This window comes from Albidovulum denitrificans, assembly GCF_002973535.1.
Lineage (GTDB): Bacteria > Pseudomonadota > Alphaproteobacteria > Rhodobacterales > Rhodobacteraceae > Albidovulum > Albidovulum denitrificans.
This window is the reverse complement of the sequence record NZ_PVEP01000004.1, coordinates 90674-106014: the sequence shown is the minus strand read 5'-3', so window position 1 is coordinate 106014 and position 15341 is coordinate 90674. Positions and strand designations below refer to the sequence as shown.

The window sequence follows — 15341 nt, the reverse complement described above, 5'->3', positions numbered from 1 at the left end:
CACAGCTCTAGTCCTCGCAAGAAACCGGACGGAATTCCAGAGTCTCCATGCAGCTTCCGCCCTCCCAGGGGGTCAACTTGCGAGAATGTGATTCAGTTGCGCATCAGTGCGGAATTCCATTCATCCAGAAAGTCGCGCCGCTTCAGCCGGTCGAGGAAGACCAGAAGGCCGGGATCAAGCCGCATCGGCCGCAAATAGGGGTGCGCCGCAAGTGCCGCAGCGTCGATCAGCGGCAACCCCGCCTCATCCCGGATCGCGGCCTTGCCCTCGGGACCAAGGAGGAAATCGAGGAACTCTCCCCCCAGATCGGGCGCTTTGGACGTGGCCGGAATAATCGCGGTGCGCAGAAGCGTCAGCGTGTAGTCCTGCAGCTCGACAATCGCGACGTCGGGATCACCCGCAAGGCGCGGCCCGGCATAGCTGCCAAGGATATTGTAGGCGAGGACGAGCTTGCCTGTCTTGATGTCGTCGATCATTTCATTCGTCGCGGTATAGAAGCGGGGCGCAAGGCTGCCCATGACCTCGGCCAGGCGCCAGAAGCTGTCCGACTGGCGGCTGTCCTGCGTGGCAAACAGATAGCCCGCCCCGGATAGCGCCGGGTCATAGGTGCCGACCCGGCCACGGAAAAGCGCCGTATTCTCGCGCAAAAGCTCAATCAGGTCGCGCCGCGTCTGCGGCAGAGGCAGCGGACCCAGCGCCTTGCGCGAAATCAGCAGGACGACGTTTTCCTGCGCGAAGGCATAAAGGTTGTCCTGCCACCGCGCCCAGGGCGGTACGGCATCGGTCCGGGCCGACCGATGGGCGCGCGCAAGCCCGTCATTGGCCAGCTTCATCTGCAAATCCATCGCCGATGAGATCACCAGGTCGAAGGATCGCCCCTCATCCGCGATGGCGGCAAAGACCTCCTGGCTTGAGGCAACGGTGTAGCGGACGGCAATGCCGGGATGGCGGCGCTGATAGGCCTCGACCACCGGGCCAAGAACAGAGGTATCGGTGGTCGAAAGGATCGAAACCTCGCGCCCGCCGCCGTCCGGTGCGGGGAACAACCGCTCCTCCTCCACCTCGAAGGCGGCGGCCGCCGCGCACCACAGGAACAGCGCCATGACGGCAAGCGTCAGGACAGGGGCAGGGAAAGCCGCGCGCATGTGCCGCCTCCTTCTCGATCCGCAAGGGTGAACGTACCGCCATGGGCCGTGGCGACCTCATCCACGATGGTCAGGCCAAGACCCGACCCGATGACATCGCCTGCATTTGTTCCGCGCACGAAGCGCTTGGCCAGCTGTGCCTGCCCCTGCCCGGAAAGGCCCCGCCCGCGATCCGCGACGATGACCTCGGCATGACCGTCGGCGCAGGTCAGTTGGAACTCGATCAGTGTCTCTTCCGGCGAATATTTGACCGCGTTGTCAAGAAGGTTACGCAGCGCGGCCTCAAGCAGGGGCCGGTCGCCGCGCACCGTGACCTCCCCTTCCGGCAGGTCGAGGCGAAGGGCAATGTCGCGAAGCTCTGCCGTTGGCTGGAAGGTCGCGACAAGGTCCCGCATCAGCCGCGTCAGATCGACCGGCTCTTCGATCAGCTGGTCGGAACGGTTGACGACCGTCGCATGGGCCAAGAGCTGCCCGGCGGTGCGGCTGCTTTCCTCCACCGCGCGGATCAGGGCGCGGATCTCCTCCCGCGCCTCTTCCGAGGGGCTTTGGCGCATCGCGATCTCTGCCCGCGCGCGGACCACGGCCAGGGGCGTTCGGATGTGATGCGCGGCCTCGGCGATGAAGGTTTCGGTGCGCGACAGCCCGGCGCGAAGCCGGGCAATGAATCCGTTCAGCGCGGAAATGAGCGGCCGCAGCTCCACCGGCGTCGGGTGATCGACAAAGCGCAAGTCTTGCGGCCCGCGCCGTTCCACCGCCTCGGCCAGCCGGTTGATCGGGCGCAGCGAGCTTTTCGCGGCCAGAAGCGACAGAAGGGCGGCCAGCGCGAAGAAGCCAAGGCCAAGTGCCGCCGCGCGCTGGGCGACGCCCTGGGCGATCGCCTCTTTCCCCTGCCGGGTCTGCGCGACAAGGACCGTCACCGCGACCGGCCTGCGCGCCACCAGAACGGTGCGGGATACGGCGGCGATCCGCACCTCTGCCCCGCGATAGTCGCGGGTGTAAAAGACCGGCCGCAACGCAATGTCGGCCACCTCGGGCAAGGGCAGGTCGTCATAGCCGGTCAAGGTCGCCGCCCCGGCGTCGATCCGGTAGAACACCCGGTCGGCGCTGATCGACCCGAGGATCGAAAACGCCTCATACGGCAGATCGACGCTGACCCCGTCATCCCCGCCCTGAAGCCGTTCGGAAATGGCCAGCGTCGCGGCCCCAAGGACGCCGTCCTGCGTCGCCTCGGCGGCCTGATCGGCGACGGTTCGCACCGTCAGGTAAAGGACGACCGCCAGAAGCGCCGCGATGGCGAGAAGCTGAAAGACCAGCCGAAGCTGGAGGGAGACGGCCGTCCGCTTCATTCCGTCGTCAGCCGGTAGCCGACGCCGCGCACCGTCTCGATCCGCGCGCCGGAGCCTTCCATCTTCTTGCGCAGCCGCCCGACATAGACCTCGATCGCATTGTCAGAGACGCTTTCGGCATAGGAAAACAGCCGGTCGCAGATCTGGCCCTTGGAAAAGATCCGCTCGGGCGCGGCCATCAGAATCTCAAGCAGCCGCAGTTCGCGATTGCGCAATTCCCGCATCTGGCCGTCCACGGTCAGGGTGGCGGTCAGGGGGTTGAAGGTCATCCCGGCGAAGTGCTGGACGGTCTGCAACGCCACCCCCTTGCGCCGCAGAACCGCGCGACAGCGTGCCTCAAGCTCGGCAAAGTCGAAGGGCTTGGTGACATAATCGTCGGCCCCAAGGTCAAGAACGCTGACCCGGTCGGACACCTCGGACCGCGCGGTCATGACGATCACCGGCGTGTCCCGCCCGATCCGGCGCTGATCGCCAAGAAATCGCCGCCCGTCGCCGTCGGGCAGGGAAATGTCCAGCAAAATCAAATCATAGGACGCCGCGCCAAGACAGTCGGACGCATCGCCCAGCGTCTCGGCCCAGTCCACCGCATGACCGTCCAGCCGCAGCCGGTCGCCGACCGACTGGGCAAGATCCTTGTTGTCCTCGACAAGCAGAAACCGCATGCTGACAGGGTCCGAAGAAACGTGACAGGTTCATGTCAGGTTTCACAGCGAATCATTCGGACTGCAAGCGGACGGCTGAGTCAGGGACTCGGTATGGGTCGTGCGCGCAACTAAAGTCTGGGAGGACTTCATGACGTTCAAACTCTTCAAGGCGCTGGGCACCAGCGCCGTGATCGGCCTTATGGCGACCGGTTCCGTCTGGGCGACAGAGTGCATCGCGCCCGCCAATCCGGGTGGTGGCTGGGACTTCACCTGCCGTCAGATCGGCAAGCTGCTTTACGACCTCAAGCAGGTCGATCAGCCGGTTCAGGTCACGAACATGGCCGGTGCCGGTGGCGGCGTCGCCTATAACTACGTCGTGACCGAGCGGAACGACGACCCCGACCTGATCGTCGCCGCCTCATCCGCGACGACGACCCGGCTTGCGCAGAACGCCTTTGCGGGCATGACCGCCGATCAGGTCCGCTTTGTCGGCGCCATCGGTGCCGATCCCGGCGTTATCGTCGTGGCAAAGGACAGCCCCTTCCAGACGCTGAAAGACCTGGTCGAGGCGATCAAGGCCGATCCCGGCTCTGTCGCCTTCGCGGGCGGTTCGGCCGCGGGCGGGTTTGACCACATGAAGCCGCTTCAGGTTCTGCAAGCCGGCGGGTTCACCGACATCCGCAAGGTGAAATACATCGCCGTCGACGGTGGTGCGGACGCCATCACCCAGACCATCGGCGGCCACACGCAGGCCATGACCGGCGACATGTCCGAGACGATCGGCTTCCTGAAGTCGGGCGACATCCGCATCCTTGCGGTTCTGACGGACGAGCGGGTTCCGGGCTTCGACGACATCCCGACCGCCAAGGAACAGGGCTATGACGTCGTCGCGGTCAACTGGCGCGGCCTCTACGTCCCGAAGGGCATCAGCGACGACCAGTTCAACGCCTGGGCGGAAAAGCTTCAGGCGGTTGCCGACAGCGCCGAATGGAAGCAGATCATGGCCGATAACGGCCTTGCCCCCTTCACCAAGGTTGGCGCCGACTTCCAGACCTGGATCGACGGTGTGATCGCAGACACGACCGAGATGTCCAAGGAAATCGGGGTCATCCAGTGACACGGTCCGACCGGATCTTTGGTCTGGTCATCATCCTGGTGGCGCTGGCGATGATCGTCGGCGCCACTGGGTTCCAGGAGCCGTTCTTCGCGAGCGGCCCCGTGGGACCGAAGGTCTTTCCGATGACCATTGCCGGGTTGATGATCATATGCGGCCTCTCCATGCTGGCCCGGCCGGATGCCGAGCCGGAATGGCCGGGTGCCGCCGCGCTTGGCCGCATTGCCGCCGCCGTCGTGGTGATGGTGGCCTATGCCTATATGCTGAAACCCTTGGGGTTTCTCTTGCCGACGGCGATCACCGCGGGCGTCATCGCCTTCCTGATCCGTCCCGACGCGCTGCGCGCCACGGTCGCGGGTATCGGCCTGTCGGCCGGTCTCTACCTGATCTTCAAGTATGCGCTGGGTCTCGGCCTCGTTCCGTGGCGCTGGCCCTTCTGACCCGGAGACCGACATGGACACTTTCGCCAATCTGGCGCTCGGCTTTTCCGTCGCCGTCACGCCGTTCACGCTTTTCCTTGCGGTCGTCGGCTGCTTCCTCGGCACGATCATCGGCGCCCTGCCCGGCCTTGGCCCGGCGAATGGCGTCGCGATCCTGATCCCGCTGGCCTTTTCCATCGGCCTTGACGCGACGCAGGCGCTGGCACTGCTGACCTCGGTCTATTACGGCGCGATGTATGGGGGGCGGATTTCCTCCATCCTGCTCAACATTCCCGGTGACGAACCGGCGGTGATGACGACGCTTGATGGTTACCCGATGGCCAAAAGCGGCCGCGCGGGCGATGCACTGGTGCTGTCGGGCGTCGCGTCCTTTGTCGGGTCCTTCCTTGCCACCATCGGCCTTGCGCTGATGGCGCCGCTTCTGGCGCGGATCGCCTATCTCTTTGGCCCGGCTGAGTATTTCGCGCTTTACCTCCTGGCCTTCTGCACGCTGGGCGGGCTGGCCGGCAAGAACCAGGCCAAATCCGCCGTCGCCGCACTGATCGGCCTTGGCGTCGCGGTCATCGGCATCGACCCGAACAACGGCACGACGCTGCGCTATACGTTCGGCAACCTGCACCTGAACGACGGGATCAACTTCCTTGTCGCCATCGTCGGCCTTTTCGCGCTGGCCGAGGTCTTTTTCTTCATCGAAAGCCACGGCAAGGATTCCGCCGTCGGCGTCAAGCTGGGCAAGGTGACGATCCCGGTCCGCGACATCGTGAAATCCGGCTGGACCATGCTGCGCGCCTCGGTCATCGGCTTTGTCGCGGGCGTGTTGCCCGGCGCCGGGGCCTCGCTCGGCTCATTCATGTCCTACATGGCGGAGAAATCCATCGCCCGTGACGGCGACACCTTCGGCACCGGCAACCCCAAGGGCGTCGCCGCGCCCGAGGCGGGCAACAACGCCGCCGCCGGTGGCGCGCTGGTGCCGATGCTGACGCTGGGTGTGCCGGGTTCCGGCACCACGGCGGTTCTTCTGGCGCTGCTGATGACGCTGAACATCACCCCCGGCCCGCTTCTGTTTCAGGACCGGCCGGATGTCGTCTGGGGCCTGATCGCCACGCTCTTCATCGCCAACCTTGTGCTTTTGGTGATGAACGTGCCGATGGTGCGGATCTTCGTCTACATCCTCGCGGTGCCGCCCTGGGTGTTGCTGCCGGGGGTCACGCTGATTTCCTTCGTCGGGGTCTATTCGCTGTCGGGCAGCTATTTCGACCTGTTGATGATGGTGGCCTTCGGGATCGGCGGCTATATCCTGCGCAAGCTTGAAATACCGCTGGTGCCGGTGATCCTTGGCATCCTTCTGGGCAACCACATGGAAAACTCTCTGCGCAAGGCGATGGTGCTGTCGGATGGCGACTGGACCTATCTCTTCGCCTCGCCGATCTCCATCATCCTCTGGGTCGCGGCGATCCTTGGCTTCATCGCGCCGCTCTTCCTGCGCGGCCGGTTGAAGCGCCCGCCCCTGCCGGAGTCGGCGGACGGGACGGTCGACTGATGCCGAAGGTGCGGGTTCTGGTGCCGACCGGGGCGCTTGGTCTTGGCTATGACCGGGCGGCCTTGGCCCGCGGCGTGGCGGAAAATCCCGACATCATCGCCGTCGATGGCGGTTCGACAGACAGCGGTCCGGCCTATCTGGGCCGGGCCGTTTCCAAATATTCCCGCGCCTCCACGCGGGAGGAATGGCGCGACCTGATGCTGGCGCGGGCCAGGGCGGGCGTGCCGCTGGTGATCGGGACCGCCGGCACCTGCGGGGCGGACGAAACCGTGGACTGGCTGTTCGAGATTACCCTCGAACTGGCCGCCGAACTGGGGCAGGAGATCCGCGTCGCAAGGCTCTATTCCGGCCAGAAACACGACGAAATGGCCCGCGCGCTGGCGGATGGGCGCATCACCGCCCTGCCCGGTGCGCCGGAGGTGGATGAAGGGACGATCCGCGCCTGTACCCATATCGTCGCGCTCGCCGGGGCCGAACAGATCGCCGCCGCGCTGGCAACCGGGGCAGACATCGTGATCGCCGGGCGCACGACCGATACCGCGATCATCGCCGCCCTTCCGTTGATGCGCGGCTGCCATGCCGGGGCCGCCTGGCACGGCGCCAAGATTGGTGAATGCGGCGCGCTCGCCACCACCAATCCGGCGACCGGCACGATACGGATCGACTTCGACGACACCGGCTTCACGATGGAGCCGCTGGCGCCCTCTGCCCGCGCCACGCCCTATACGGTGTCGGCCCATATGCTTTATGAGAACTCCGACCCCTATATCCTGCACGAACCTGGCGGCCATCTGGACGTGCGCGCCAGCCGTTATACCGCGATCAGCGATCGCGCCGTCCGGGTCGAGGGGTCGGAATGGGTCAAGGGACCCTATTCGGTGAAACTCGAAGGCGCGCGGGTGGCGGGCTATCAGGCGATCAGCCTGACGCTCTTGCGCGACCGCCGTTATGTCGCCAATGCCCGCGTCTGGTGCGATGACATCATCGGGCGTGCGCGCGAAAAGGTCGCCACTCGCATGGGCCTGCCCGAGGCGGATTTCGAGATCGAGATGCGGCTGGTCGGGCAGGATGCCACGCTGGGGCCGCTGGAAACCGGAACCGCCGTTCCGAATGAAATCGGCGTCCTGACCATCGTGACCGCGCCCGAGGAAAAGCAGGCGGTGGAGATCGCGAAAATCCTCAACCCCTACCTGCTGCACCACGCCCTGACCGAAGACGAACCGATGCCGACCTTCGCTTTCCCCTTCTCCCCGGCCGAAACGTCACGCGGCGCGCTTTACGAATTCTGCCTGCACCACACCCTTGCGACCGAAGATCCCATGGCGCCCTTCCGCCTTGTCGTCGATGAGGTCGGCCATGGCTGAGCTTGGTCAGATCGCCACCAAGATCCGGTCGAAAAACGCCGGTCCCTTCTGGCTGACGATCGACATTTTCTGCGGGGATAGGGCCGCTTTTGACCGTGTTTCCGAAGGGCTTTCGACCGACCGCGTCGCCGCCCTGTTCCGGGTTCCCGCCGAAACGCTGAAGCGCTTCGACATCGCGGACCTTTGCGTGGTGAAGTTCTCCCTCCCCCGGCCGCAGGTTCAGGGAACAGGCCGCGACCGCGACATGCACGGCGCCGCCTGGGCGGTTCTGCTGGAAGAAGTTGAAATCAACTGACGCCGCGCGCGCCGAACAGCATGTCCCGATGGTCGCGCAGATAGATCCGCAGCCAAGGGGTAAACCGGCCCGGATCGGCGGTAATATCGGCCATCAGTGCGGGAAGGCTGATCCAGTCGACCGCCATCACCTCATCCGGGTTCGGCGCGACCGCTATATCGGCCGGCGCCTCGGCCACGAAGATGTCGACCACCTCATGCTCGGTCATGCCGCCGCCCACATCGGCGCGGTATTCGACCTGCCCGGCAAACCGGGGCGCGACGCCGGTTATCCCAAGCTCTTCCCGCAGCCGCCGTTCGGCGCAGGCGGCAGGGCTTTCGCCCCAATGCGGATGGGTGCAGCAGGTATTCGCCCAAAGGCCGGGCGTGTGGTACTTTCCCAGCGCGCGACGCTGCAAAAGGATCGCATCCCCGCGCATCAGGAAGACTGACACCGCCTGATGGCGGATCCCTTCACGATGCACGGCGATCTTGTCGAAGGGCAGAAGCTGCCCCCCGACCCAGGCGGGAATCAGCGCCGTGTCGCTCACGAGACCTGTTGCGGGGTCTGCTGCTGCTCGGCCGAGCGGCGGGCGAGTTCCTGACGGTAAAGCGCCATGAAGTCGATCGTGTCGATATTCAGCGGCGGGAAGCCCCCGTCGCGCGTCACGTCCGAAATGATGCGGCGCACGAAGGGAAACACCATGCGCGGGCATTCGATCAGCAGGAAGGGGTGAAGCTGCTCTTCCGGCACGCCCTCCACATGGAAGATGCCGCCGTATTCCAGCTCAAGCAGGAACAGGGGCGCGCTGTCGGCCTTGTTCTTCGAGGTCACCTTGAACTTGCTGATGACCTCATACTGATGCTCGACGTTGCGCTTGCGGGCGTCAAGGCTGACCTGAACCTGAATGTCGGGCTGCACCTCGGCATTCGTCAGGCCCTTCTGCGCCACGACGTTTTCGAACGACAGGTCGCGAACATACTGCCCCAGAACCTGCATCTTGACTTGCTGCGCCTCGGGCGCGCCATTGCCGTTGGTGTTCTCCGCCATCTCGGTCACTCTCCAGAATACGTTATTCGAGGCGCGGTGTAGCAGCTTGCCCCGCAGCGCTCAATGCCGAGTCCACCCGGACGGCCCGTCGCGCGGCGGCCGGGGCGGTTCGTCAAGTTCGACATAGTCGCCGTCGATGACATCGGGGCGGTGCGGATCGCGGCGCGGGGGCGGTGTGCCGAATTCGAACCGCTCGACCGTCACCCGGCGCGACAGGTAGCGCAGGACGGCGGCGCGGACGGCGGGGACAAGCAGCAGCATCCCCATCGTATCGGTGAAAAACCCCGGCGTGATCAGCAGCGCGCCCGCCAAGAGGATCATCGCGCCATGGGCGATAGGCTCCGTCGGATCGCGCAATTCGCGCATCGAGCCGCGCAGGTTCGCCATGGCGGCCGCCCCCTGCATGCGGACAAGCCAGCTTCCCACCACGGCGGTAAGCAGAACGATGGCCAGCGTCGGCCAAAGGCCGATGAACCCGCCGACCTGAATGAAAAGCGCAATCTCGATCAGCGGGATCGCGATGAACGCAAGAAGCAGCCACATGGCATTCCTTTCCGGCCCAAGGTGGACTTGATCTGGCCTCTCCCCTACATAAGTGGGCAGTACGACCATTGCCAACCCGAGACGGGTCACCGTCTTCCACGAAGGCCCGCACATGTCCAATTCGCTGATCCAGATTCTCGTCCTCGCAGGGATCGCCATTTTTCTGATCCTGAAGCTGAGAAGCGTCCTTGGCACGCGCGACGGGTTTGAAAAGCCGCAGGAGCGGGTCCAGGCGCCGCAGCCCGACGCCCGCCGTGGCAAGTTCGAGGTGATCGACGGCGGCCCCGACCGCGACATCAGCGATCATGTCCCCGAAGGTTCCCCCTCGGCCAATGCGCTGGCGGCGATGAAACAGGCGGAGCCGTCGTTCTCGGTGTCCGAATTCCTGCGCGGCGCGCGCGGCGCGTATGAGATGATCCTGATGGCGTTCGAACGTGGCGACCTGGAAGAGGTGAAGCCCTTCCTTGCCGAAGACGTCTTTGATGCCTTCTCCGAAGTGGTCGCGGCCCGCAAGGCGCGCGGCCTGACCGTGGAATCCGAGTTCGGCGGCATCCGCGAACTGACCCTGCAAGAGGCCGAATTCGACCGCACCACCCGTGAGGGTGAGATCACCATCCGCTTCGCGAGCGAGCTGACCTCTGTCACCCGCGACGCCGAGGGGAATGTGGTCGAGGGCAGCAAGACCGAGCTTCGCCGCCAGCGTGACGTCTGGACTTTCGCCCGCGACATGGGTGCGAACGACCCGAACTGGCAGCTTGTCGCGACGGGCGAGTGAGGGCGTGCCGGGCCGGGCGAAAAGCCCCGCCGGGATCCCCGGATGGGCGGCAGAGGATCATGCCGCCGCCTATGCCGTCTGGCATCTGACCGCGCCCGACACCGCGTCGGTCCCCGATGCAAGGCGGTTCTTCGAGACGGCATTCGAAGCCGAACCCCGCCCCTGCCATTGCACGGGCTATTATGAGCCCGAGCTTTCGGGCAGCCTGACCCCCGACGCCCGCTTCCGCCACCCGCTATATGCCCTGCCCCCCGATCTGCCGCCGGACCGCCCCTGGTTCAGCCGGGCGGAGATCGCAGAAGGGGATCTGTTGGCGGGCCGTGAACTCGTCTGGCTCGACAGCGCGATCGAGGGCTTTCTGGCGCAGGTTCAGGGTTCCGTCCGGGTTCGGGTGGAGAACGGAACGGTGCTGCGGTTTGGCTATGCGGGCAAGAACGGCCACCCCTATCGGTCCATCGGGCAAGAGTTGATCCGGCGCGGTGAGGTCGATCAGAACGCCATGTCGGCCGACGCGATCCGCGACTGGTGCGCCGCCCACCCGAACCGGGTCGCCGACCTTCTGGCGACCAACCCCTCCTTCGTCTTCTTCCGCCCACTCGACCTGCCCGAAACCCTCGGTCCCATCGGCGCCTCCGGCGTTCCGTTGACCCCGCTTCGCAGCTTGGCCGCCGACCCCGATCACATCGCGCCGGGAACGCCGGTCTGGGTCGAATGCGGCGCTCAACAGGCACTTTTCATCGCGCAGGATACCGGCAGCGCAATCAAGGGGCCGGGAAGGATCGACCTGTTCTGCGGCTCTGGCGCGGCGGCGGGGCGGATGGCCTCGGGCCTGAACGCGCAAGGAACCATCCACGTCCTGTACCCAAGGGCCGCAGGATGAGCCGCAAGCGCAAGGGTATCAGCGCGGATGAGGAGGAGCTGTGGCGGCGCGTCACCGCAACCGCCACCCCGCTGCACCGCCGCCCGGTCGCGAAGGCGGATGTCCCGAAGCCCGGACCCGTGTCACCACCGCAGCGCGCCGAAGGCGACCTTTTCGCTGCCTTCGTTACCCCCGCCCGCCCGAAGGGACGGGGCGCAACGAAGGTCTCGCTTCAACCCGCCATAGACCAGACCGTCGCCGTGCATCCCCTGCGGATGGACCACGGCGTCTATCGCCAGATGGTCCGTGGCAAGACCCGGCCCGAGGCGCGCATCGACCTGCACGGCATGACCCTGGCCGAGGCGCATCCCGCCCTGATCGGCTTTGTCCTCAGGGCGCAGAACGCGGGCTGCCGGTTGATCCTTGTCATCACCGGCAAGGGCAAGCGGTCGGAAGATCACGGGCCGATCCCGCAGCGGCTTGGCGCGCTTCGCCATCAGGTGCCGCACTGGCTTCACAGCGCGCCGCTGTCCGGCATCGTTCAGCAAATCGCCACGGCACATGCGAAACACGGTGGCATGGGCGCCTATTACGTCTACCTTCGGCGGCCGAAATAGACCCTAATTCGTCCCACCGGCCAGCGCCGTGACCGGGGACAGCACGATCTCCGTCGCGCTGCGCACGGTCAGGATCGCGCCGGGCAAAAAGCCGGTCCGCCCGGTCGGATCGCCCGCAAAGGCGCGGTCGATGTCGGGCAACCGCCCGAGGATGGAGATCAGGGACGGCGAATCACCCAGGTTGAAATGCCCCGCGCCGGTGGAAAATGCCGTGGTGTCGAGGAAGGTCACCTTCAGGTCGGACAGCACGCCAATGTCCTTGATATTGCCCAGCCGCTCCTTCTGCCCCGACAGCCGCGCGGCAAGCTGAAGCGCCCGGTCGCGCTTGGAGGTGAAGATCACGAACGGCTCAGGCAGCCGTCCGATCCGGTCCGCCTGCGCGCGAAAGACGTCGATATCGACGTCGGGGGACACCAGAACCACCCCGGCGATCTTCGATTTCAGCCCCGTGTCGCGGGCAATCGCGATCTGTCGCAGCGTTTCCATGGTCAGCGCGGCGCCCATCGAATGCGCCACGACGGTGATCCGCCGCGCGCCCGCCGCTTCCACCTGATGCAACAGATCCTCAAGCCCGTCGCGGGCGAACAGCGCGCTGTCCCGGTCATAGGCATAGCCAAGCGGATGGGCGCGCGAGGGCCACGAATAATGCACCAGCGCCGCCTTGATATCGAGGTCATGACCGATCTGCGCCAGCCGGTAGGCCCCTTCGGGGAAGTTGTTGTTGAACCCGTGAACGAAGACGATGGCCTCGCGCTGCGGCGGCAGGTCGCGGCGCAGCGCGGCGCGGAAGTCGGCGGGCGCCGCATAGAGGGTTTCACCCGTGGCGAGGAAGTCGGTCGCGGGCTGCGCCGGCCCCCGCTTTGACGGCCAGGTGATCTGACCCGGTTTACGTTCTGGCGGGACCGAAACGTCAAGCTGAAGGTAGCGGGTGACACCGCTTCGCCCGCTGCCGAACGGATCGCCGGTTTCGGGATCAGGACTGCGCGTTGTGCCGATATAGAGACGTTCCACGGTGCCGACCCGGGCCGCCGAGGGATCGACGACCATCCGCCCGCGCGGCGCGCAGGCGGTCAGGCCGAAGATCACGAAGACCAACACCAGATAACGCGCCATTGCCGCCCGACATCCCCCGTTCGTTCCCTGCGGCGAGAGTATAGCATTTCGGGTTTGCACTGAATCAGAATTTGAACTTATTTCGTTCGAATTCTGATACTTACTTTCTTTACGCAAACCCGAAACGCTTTGGTCAAACGCCCCCCCGCCCGGTCAGTCCCGTCAGAGGATATAGCGGCTCAGATCCGCCGAAGCTGACAGATTGCCAAGATGCTTGTCCACGAAGGCGGCATCGACGGTGACGGTTTCGCCGCCCCGGTCGGGCGCGGTGAAGGACAGATCCTCGAACACCCGTTCCATCACGGTATAAAGCCGCCGCGCGCCGATATTCTCCACGCTCCGGTTCACCTCGGCGGCGATCCGGGCCAGCGCGGCGATGCCGTCCTTTTCGAAGCTGACGGTCACCTCCTCCGTCCCCATCAGGGCGGTATATTGCAGCGTCAACGCATTGTCGGTTTCGGTCAGGATGCGGACGAAATCCTCTTCCGTCAGCGCGCGCAGCTCCACCCGGATCGGCAGACGGCCCTGCAATTCGGGCAAGAGGTCCGAGGGCTTGGCGATGTGGAAGGCGCCCGACGCGATGAAGAGGATATGGTCGGTCTTGACCGGCCCGTATTTGGTGCTGACCGTCGTGCCTTCGATCAGCGGCAGCAGATCGCGCTGCACCCCTTCGCGGCTGACATCGGCGCCGCGCGTTTCGGCGCGGGCGCAGACCTTGTCGATCTCGTCGATGAAGACGATGCCGTTTTCCTGCACCGCCTCAAGTGCGGCCTGCTTCACCGTTTCGTCGTCCAGAAGCTTGTCGGCCTCTTCCTGGATCAGCACCTCATAGCTGTCGGCGACGGTCATCTTCTTGCGCACCCGCCGCCCGCCAAAGGCCTTGCCGAACAGATCGCCGAGATTCATCATCCCCATGCCCTGCTGGCCCGGAAGCTCCATCATCGGCATCTGCGGCGGGGCATCGGCGATTTCCAGCTCGACAACATGGTCGTCAAGCTCCCCCGATTTCAGACGCTTGCGGAACATCTCGCGCGTGGCTTCACGCGCGTCGGTGCCTGCTAAGGCCTCGATCACACGCTCTTCAGCCGCCGTGTGGGCGCGGGCCTTCACCTCCTCGCGCATCCTTTCGCGGGTTTCGACGATGGCCGCGTCGGCCAGGTCGCGGACGATCTGTTCGACATCGCGGCCGACATAGCCGACCTCGGTGAATTTCGTCGCCTCCACCTTGATGAAGGGCGCGCGGGCCAGCTTGGCCAGACGCCGCGAAATCTCCGTCTTGCCGACGCCGGTCGGGCCGATCATCAGGATGTTCTTCGGATAGACCTCATCGCGGATATCGTCGGCAAGCTGCTTGCGCCGCCAGCGGTTGCGCAGCGCGACGGCGACCGCGCGCTTGGCGTCCGACTGCCCGATGATGAAGCGGTCAAGCTCCGATACGATCTCGCGGGGGGTGAGGTTGGTCATGTGGTCTCCGTAAAAGGCGGGCCGGGCCTGTCAGGCCTTGATGGTTTCCACCGTCAGGTTGCCATTGGTGTAGACGCAGATATCGGCGGCAATCGCCATCGCCTTGCGCGCGATGTCCTCGGCCGACAGGTCCGTTTCCATCAACCCGCGCGCCGCCGACAGGGCAAAGTTCCCGCCCGAGCCGATGGCGGCCACGTCATGCTCCGGCTCAAGCACGTCGCCCGCGCCGGTCACGACCAGAAGCGTGGTGCCGTCGGTGACGATCAGCATCGCCTCAAGCTTTTGCAGATACTTGTCGGTGCGCCAGTCCTTCGCAAGCTCGACACAGGCGCGCACAAGCTGCCCCGGTGCGGCCTCAAGCTTTTTCTCAAGCCGTTCCAGCAGGGTGAAGGCATCGGCGGTCGATCCGGCAAAGCCGACGACGACGTCGCGCCCGCCCGGACTGATGCGGCGCACCTTGCGCGCGGTTCCCTTGATGACGGTCTGCCCAAGGCTGACCTGCCCGTCGCCCGCGACCACGACCTCACCGCCGCGTCGCACGCCGATGATCGTGGTGCCATGCCAGCCGGGGAACGTATCGTCCGCCATATCCTGCCTCCGTTTTCTCCGGTTCTATATGGCGGCGCTTCCCGGCGCCCGCAACCTTGCAAGAAAAAGGGCGCCCGAAGGCGCCCCCTGTTCCCCGGCGTGCGGCCGGTCAGATCGACGATTCGATCCAGTTCTGAAGTGCGGCCTTGGGCGCGGCGCCGACCTTGTTCGAAACGACCTGGCCGTCCTTGAACATGAACAGCGCCGGAATGCCGCGCACGCCGAACTGCGCCGGAAGATCGGGGTTTTCGTCCACATTGACCTTGGCGATCTTCACCTTGCCGGCAAGCTCGGACGAAAGCTCTTCCAGCGCGGGGCCGATCTGCTTGCAGGGGCCGCACCATTCGGCCCAGAAATCGACCACGACGGGGATTTCAGAGTTGCGGACTTCGGCATCGAAATTGGCGTCGGTGACGGCGACGGTGGACATGGGACATCTCCATAGGAAAGGGTTGAGCGAAACGT

General features: G+C 65.3%; 18 protein-coding genes. 8 read left to right on the top strand and 10 right to left on the bottom strand.

Going from position 1 to position 15341, the window contains the following annotated elements; translation table 11 throughout:
• Nucleotides 1-92: 92 nt before the first annotated feature.
• From LX70_RS10955 to LX70_RS10945, 3 genes are read right to left on the bottom strand one after another with little or no spacing between them, the layout of a single operon-like run.
• Nucleotides 93-1145 (bottom strand): ABC transporter substrate-binding protein, encoded by a 1053-nt coding sequence (locus tag LX70_RS10955; RefSeq protein WP_105514808.1) that lies wholly within the window; start codon nucleotides 1143-1145, stop codon nucleotides 93-95.
• Complete coding sequence (locus LX70_RS10950; protein WP_105514807.1) at nucleotides 1115-2491, bottom strand: sensor histidine kinase; 1377 nt, start codon at nucleotides 2489-2491, stop codon at nucleotides 1115-1117. Before LX70_RS10950 ends, LX70_RS10955 begins: the two co-directional genes overlap by 31 nt.
• Nucleotides 2488-3153, bottom strand: coding sequence for a response regulator transcription factor (locus LX70_RS10945; RefSeq protein ID WP_105514806.1), 666 nt, complete (start codon nucleotides 3151-3153; stop codon nucleotides 2488-2490). The genes LX70_RS10950 and LX70_RS10945 overlap by 4 nt, the downstream gene beginning before the upstream one ends.
• 130 nt (nucleotides 3154-3283) lie before the next feature.
• Between LX70_RS10945 and LX70_RS10940 the strand changes: the two genes are divergently transcribed.
• Genes LX70_RS10940 through LX70_RS10920 form a run of 5 tightly spaced genes read left to right on the top strand, consistent with a single transcriptional unit; the run spans nucleotide 3284 to nucleotide 7888 of the window.
• Nucleotides 3284-4252, top strand: coding sequence for a Bug family tripartite tricarboxylate transporter substrate binding protein (locus LX70_RS10940; RefSeq protein ID WP_105514805.1), 969 nt, complete (start codon nucleotides 3284-3286; stop codon nucleotides 4250-4252).
• Nucleotides 4249-4689 (top strand): tripartite tricarboxylate transporter TctB family protein, encoded by a 441-nt coding sequence (locus LX70_RS10935; protein ID WP_245885042.1) that lies wholly within the window; start codon nucleotides 4249-4251, stop codon nucleotides 4687-4689. The genes LX70_RS10940 and LX70_RS10935 overlap by 4 nt, the downstream gene beginning before the upstream one ends.
• Before the next feature lie 13 nt (nucleotides 4690-4702).
• Nucleotides 4703-6229, top strand: coding sequence for a tripartite tricarboxylate transporter permease (locus tag LX70_RS10930; RefSeq protein WP_105514804.1), 1527 nt, complete (start codon nucleotides 4703-4705; stop codon nucleotides 6227-6229).
• Nucleotides 6229-7593 carry an acyclic terpene utilization AtuA family protein gene (locus tag LX70_RS10925; protein WP_105514803.1) on the top strand — a complete coding sequence of 455 codons (1365 nt, stop codon included), beginning with the start codon at nucleotides 6229-6231 and terminating at the stop codon, nucleotides 7591-7593. Before LX70_RS10930 ends, LX70_RS10925 begins: the two co-directional genes overlap by 1 nt.
• Complete coding sequence (locus tag LX70_RS10920; protein WP_105514802.1) at nucleotides 7586-7888, top strand: DUF4387 family protein; 303 nt, start codon at nucleotides 7586-7588, stop codon at nucleotides 7886-7888. The genes LX70_RS10925 and LX70_RS10920 overlap by 8 nt, the downstream gene beginning before the upstream one ends.
• Here LX70_RS10920 and idi read toward each other — a convergent pair.
• The 3 genes from idi to LX70_RS10905 are packed head-to-tail and all read right to left on the bottom strand — an operon-like array spanning nucleotide 7881 to nucleotide 9460.
• On the bottom strand, nucleotides 7881-8417 hold the full coding sequence (gene idi, locus LX70_RS10915) for an isopentenyl-diphosphate Delta-isomerase (protein WP_245885041.1): 537 nt from the start codon (nucleotides 8415-8417) through the stop codon (nucleotides 7881-7883). The genes LX70_RS10920 and idi overlap by 8 nt on opposite strands.
• A complete protein-coding gene (secB, locus tag LX70_RS10910; RefSeq protein WP_105514801.1) occupies nucleotides 8414-8917 on the bottom strand; it encodes a protein-export chaperone SecB in 504 nt (167 codons plus the stop codon). The genes idi and secB overlap by 4 nt, the downstream gene beginning before the upstream one ends.
• A gap of 60 nt (nucleotides 8918-8977) precedes the next feature.
• The gene (locus LX70_RS10905) at nucleotides 8978-9460 is read right to left on the bottom strand and encodes an FxsA family protein (protein WP_105514800.1); all 483 of its coding nucleotides are present in this window, start codon (nucleotides 9458-9460) and stop codon (nucleotides 8978-8980) included.
• Between the two features lie 112 nt (nucleotides 9461-9572).
• Between LX70_RS10905 and LX70_RS10900 the strand changes: the two genes are divergently transcribed.
• Genes LX70_RS10900 through LX70_RS10890 form a run of 3 tightly spaced genes read left to right on the top strand, consistent with a single transcriptional unit; the run spans nucleotide 9573 to nucleotide 11711 of the window.
• Nucleotides 9573-10235, top strand: coding sequence for a Tim44/TimA family putative adaptor protein (locus tag LX70_RS10900; protein ID WP_105514799.1), 663 nt, complete (start codon nucleotides 9573-9575; stop codon nucleotides 10233-10235).
• Between the two features lie 4 nt (nucleotides 10236-10239).
• Complete coding sequence (locus LX70_RS10895; RefSeq protein ID WP_211301699.1) at nucleotides 10240-11115, top strand: MltA domain-containing protein; 876 nt, start codon at nucleotides 10240-10242, stop codon at nucleotides 11113-11115.
• Complete coding sequence (locus LX70_RS10890) at nucleotides 11112-11711, top strand: Smr/MutS family protein (protein WP_105514797.1); 600 nt, start codon at nucleotides 11112-11114, stop codon at nucleotides 11709-11711. The genes LX70_RS10895 and LX70_RS10890 overlap by 4 nt, the downstream gene beginning before the upstream one ends.
• 3 nt (nucleotides 11712-11714) lie before the next feature.
• On the opposite strand, the gene LX70_RS10885 is transcribed toward LX70_RS10890, so the two are convergent.
• From LX70_RS10885 to trxA, 4 genes are all read right to left on the bottom strand, one after another.
• On the bottom strand, nucleotides 11715-12824 hold the full coding sequence (locus tag LX70_RS10885) for an alpha/beta hydrolase (RefSeq protein ID WP_105514796.1): 1110 nt from the start codon (nucleotides 12822-12824) through the stop codon (nucleotides 11715-11717).
• Nucleotides 12825-12986: 162 nt separating this feature from the next.
• Nucleotides 12987-14288 (bottom strand): ATP-dependent protease ATPase subunit HslU, encoded by a 1302-nt coding sequence (hslU, locus tag LX70_RS10880; protein ID WP_105514795.1) that lies wholly within the window; start codon nucleotides 14286-14288, stop codon nucleotides 12987-12989.
• 30 nt (nucleotides 14289-14318) lie between these two features.
• A complete protein-coding gene (hslV, locus tag LX70_RS10875) occupies nucleotides 14319-14876 on the bottom strand; it encodes an ATP-dependent protease subunit HslV (RefSeq protein WP_105514794.1) in 558 nt (185 codons plus the stop codon).
• Between the two features lie 109 nt (nucleotides 14877-14985).
• Nucleotides 14986-15306, bottom strand: a complete 321-nt coding sequence (gene trxA / locus LX70_RS10870; protein ID WP_105514793.1) for a thioredoxin — start codon at nucleotides 15304-15306, stop codon at nucleotides 14986-14988.
• Nucleotides 15307-15341 lie beyond the last annotated feature (35 nt).

Excerpts from the sequence above, each read along its gene's own strand:
- LX70_RS10950 (WP_105514807.1), bottom strand. The coding sequence starts at position 2,491 with ATGAAGCGGACGGCCGTCTCCCTCCAGCTTCGGCTGGTCTTTCAGCTT.
- trxA (WP_105514793.1), bottom strand. The coding sequence starts at position 15,306 with ATGTCCACCGTCGCCGTCACCGACGCCAATTTCGATGCCGAAGTCCGC.
- LX70_RS10920 (WP_105514802.1), top strand. The coding sequence starts at position 7,586 with ATGGCTGAGCTTGGTCAGATCGCCACCAAGATCCGGTCGAAAAACGCC.
- LX70_RS10940 (WP_105514805.1), top strand. The coding sequence starts at position 3,284 with ATGACGTTCAAACTCTTCAAGGCGCTGGGCACCAGCGCCGTGATCGGC.
- LX70_RS10925 (WP_105514803.1), top strand. The coding sequence starts at position 6,229 with ATGCCGAAGGTGCGGGTTCTGGTGCCGACCGGGGCGCTTGGTCTTGGC.
- LX70_RS10890 (WP_105514797.1), top strand. The coding sequence starts at position 11,112 with ATGAGCCGCAAGCGCAAGGGTATCAGCGCGGATGAGGAGGAGCTGTGG.
- LX70_RS10885 (WP_105514796.1), bottom strand. The coding sequence starts at position 12,824 with ATGGCGCGTTATCTGGTGTTGGTCTTCGTGATCTTCGGCCTGACCGCC.
- secB (WP_105514801.1), bottom strand. The coding sequence starts at position 8,917 with ATGGCGGAGAACACCAACGGCAATGGCGCGCCCGAGGCGCAGCAAGTC.
- LX70_RS10900 (WP_105514799.1), top strand. The coding sequence starts at position 9,573 with ATGTCCAATTCGCTGATCCAGATTCTCGTCCTCGCAGGGATCGCCATT.
- LX70_RS10905 (WP_105514800.1), bottom strand. The coding sequence starts at position 9,460 with ATGTGGCTGCTTCTTGCGTTCATCGCGATCCCGCTGATCGAGATTGCG.
- LX70_RS10930 (WP_105514804.1), top strand. The coding sequence starts at position 4,703 with ATGGACACTTTCGCCAATCTGGCGCTCGGCTTTTCCGTCGCCGTCACG.
- hslV (WP_105514794.1), bottom strand. The coding sequence starts at position 14,876 with ATGGCGGACGATACGTTCCCCGGCTGGCATGGCACCACGATCATCGGC.
- hslU (WP_105514795.1), bottom strand. The coding sequence starts at position 14,288 with ATGACCAACCTCACCCCCCGCGAGATCGTATCGGAGCTTGACCGCTTC.
- LX70_RS10945 (WP_105514806.1), bottom strand. The coding sequence starts at position 3,153 with ATGCGGTTTCTGCTTGTCGAGGACAACAAGGATCTTGCCCAGTCGGTC.
- LX70_RS10955 (WP_105514808.1), bottom strand. The coding sequence starts at position 1,145 with ATGCGCGCGGCTTTCCCTGCCCCTGTCCTGACGCTTGCCGTCATGGCG.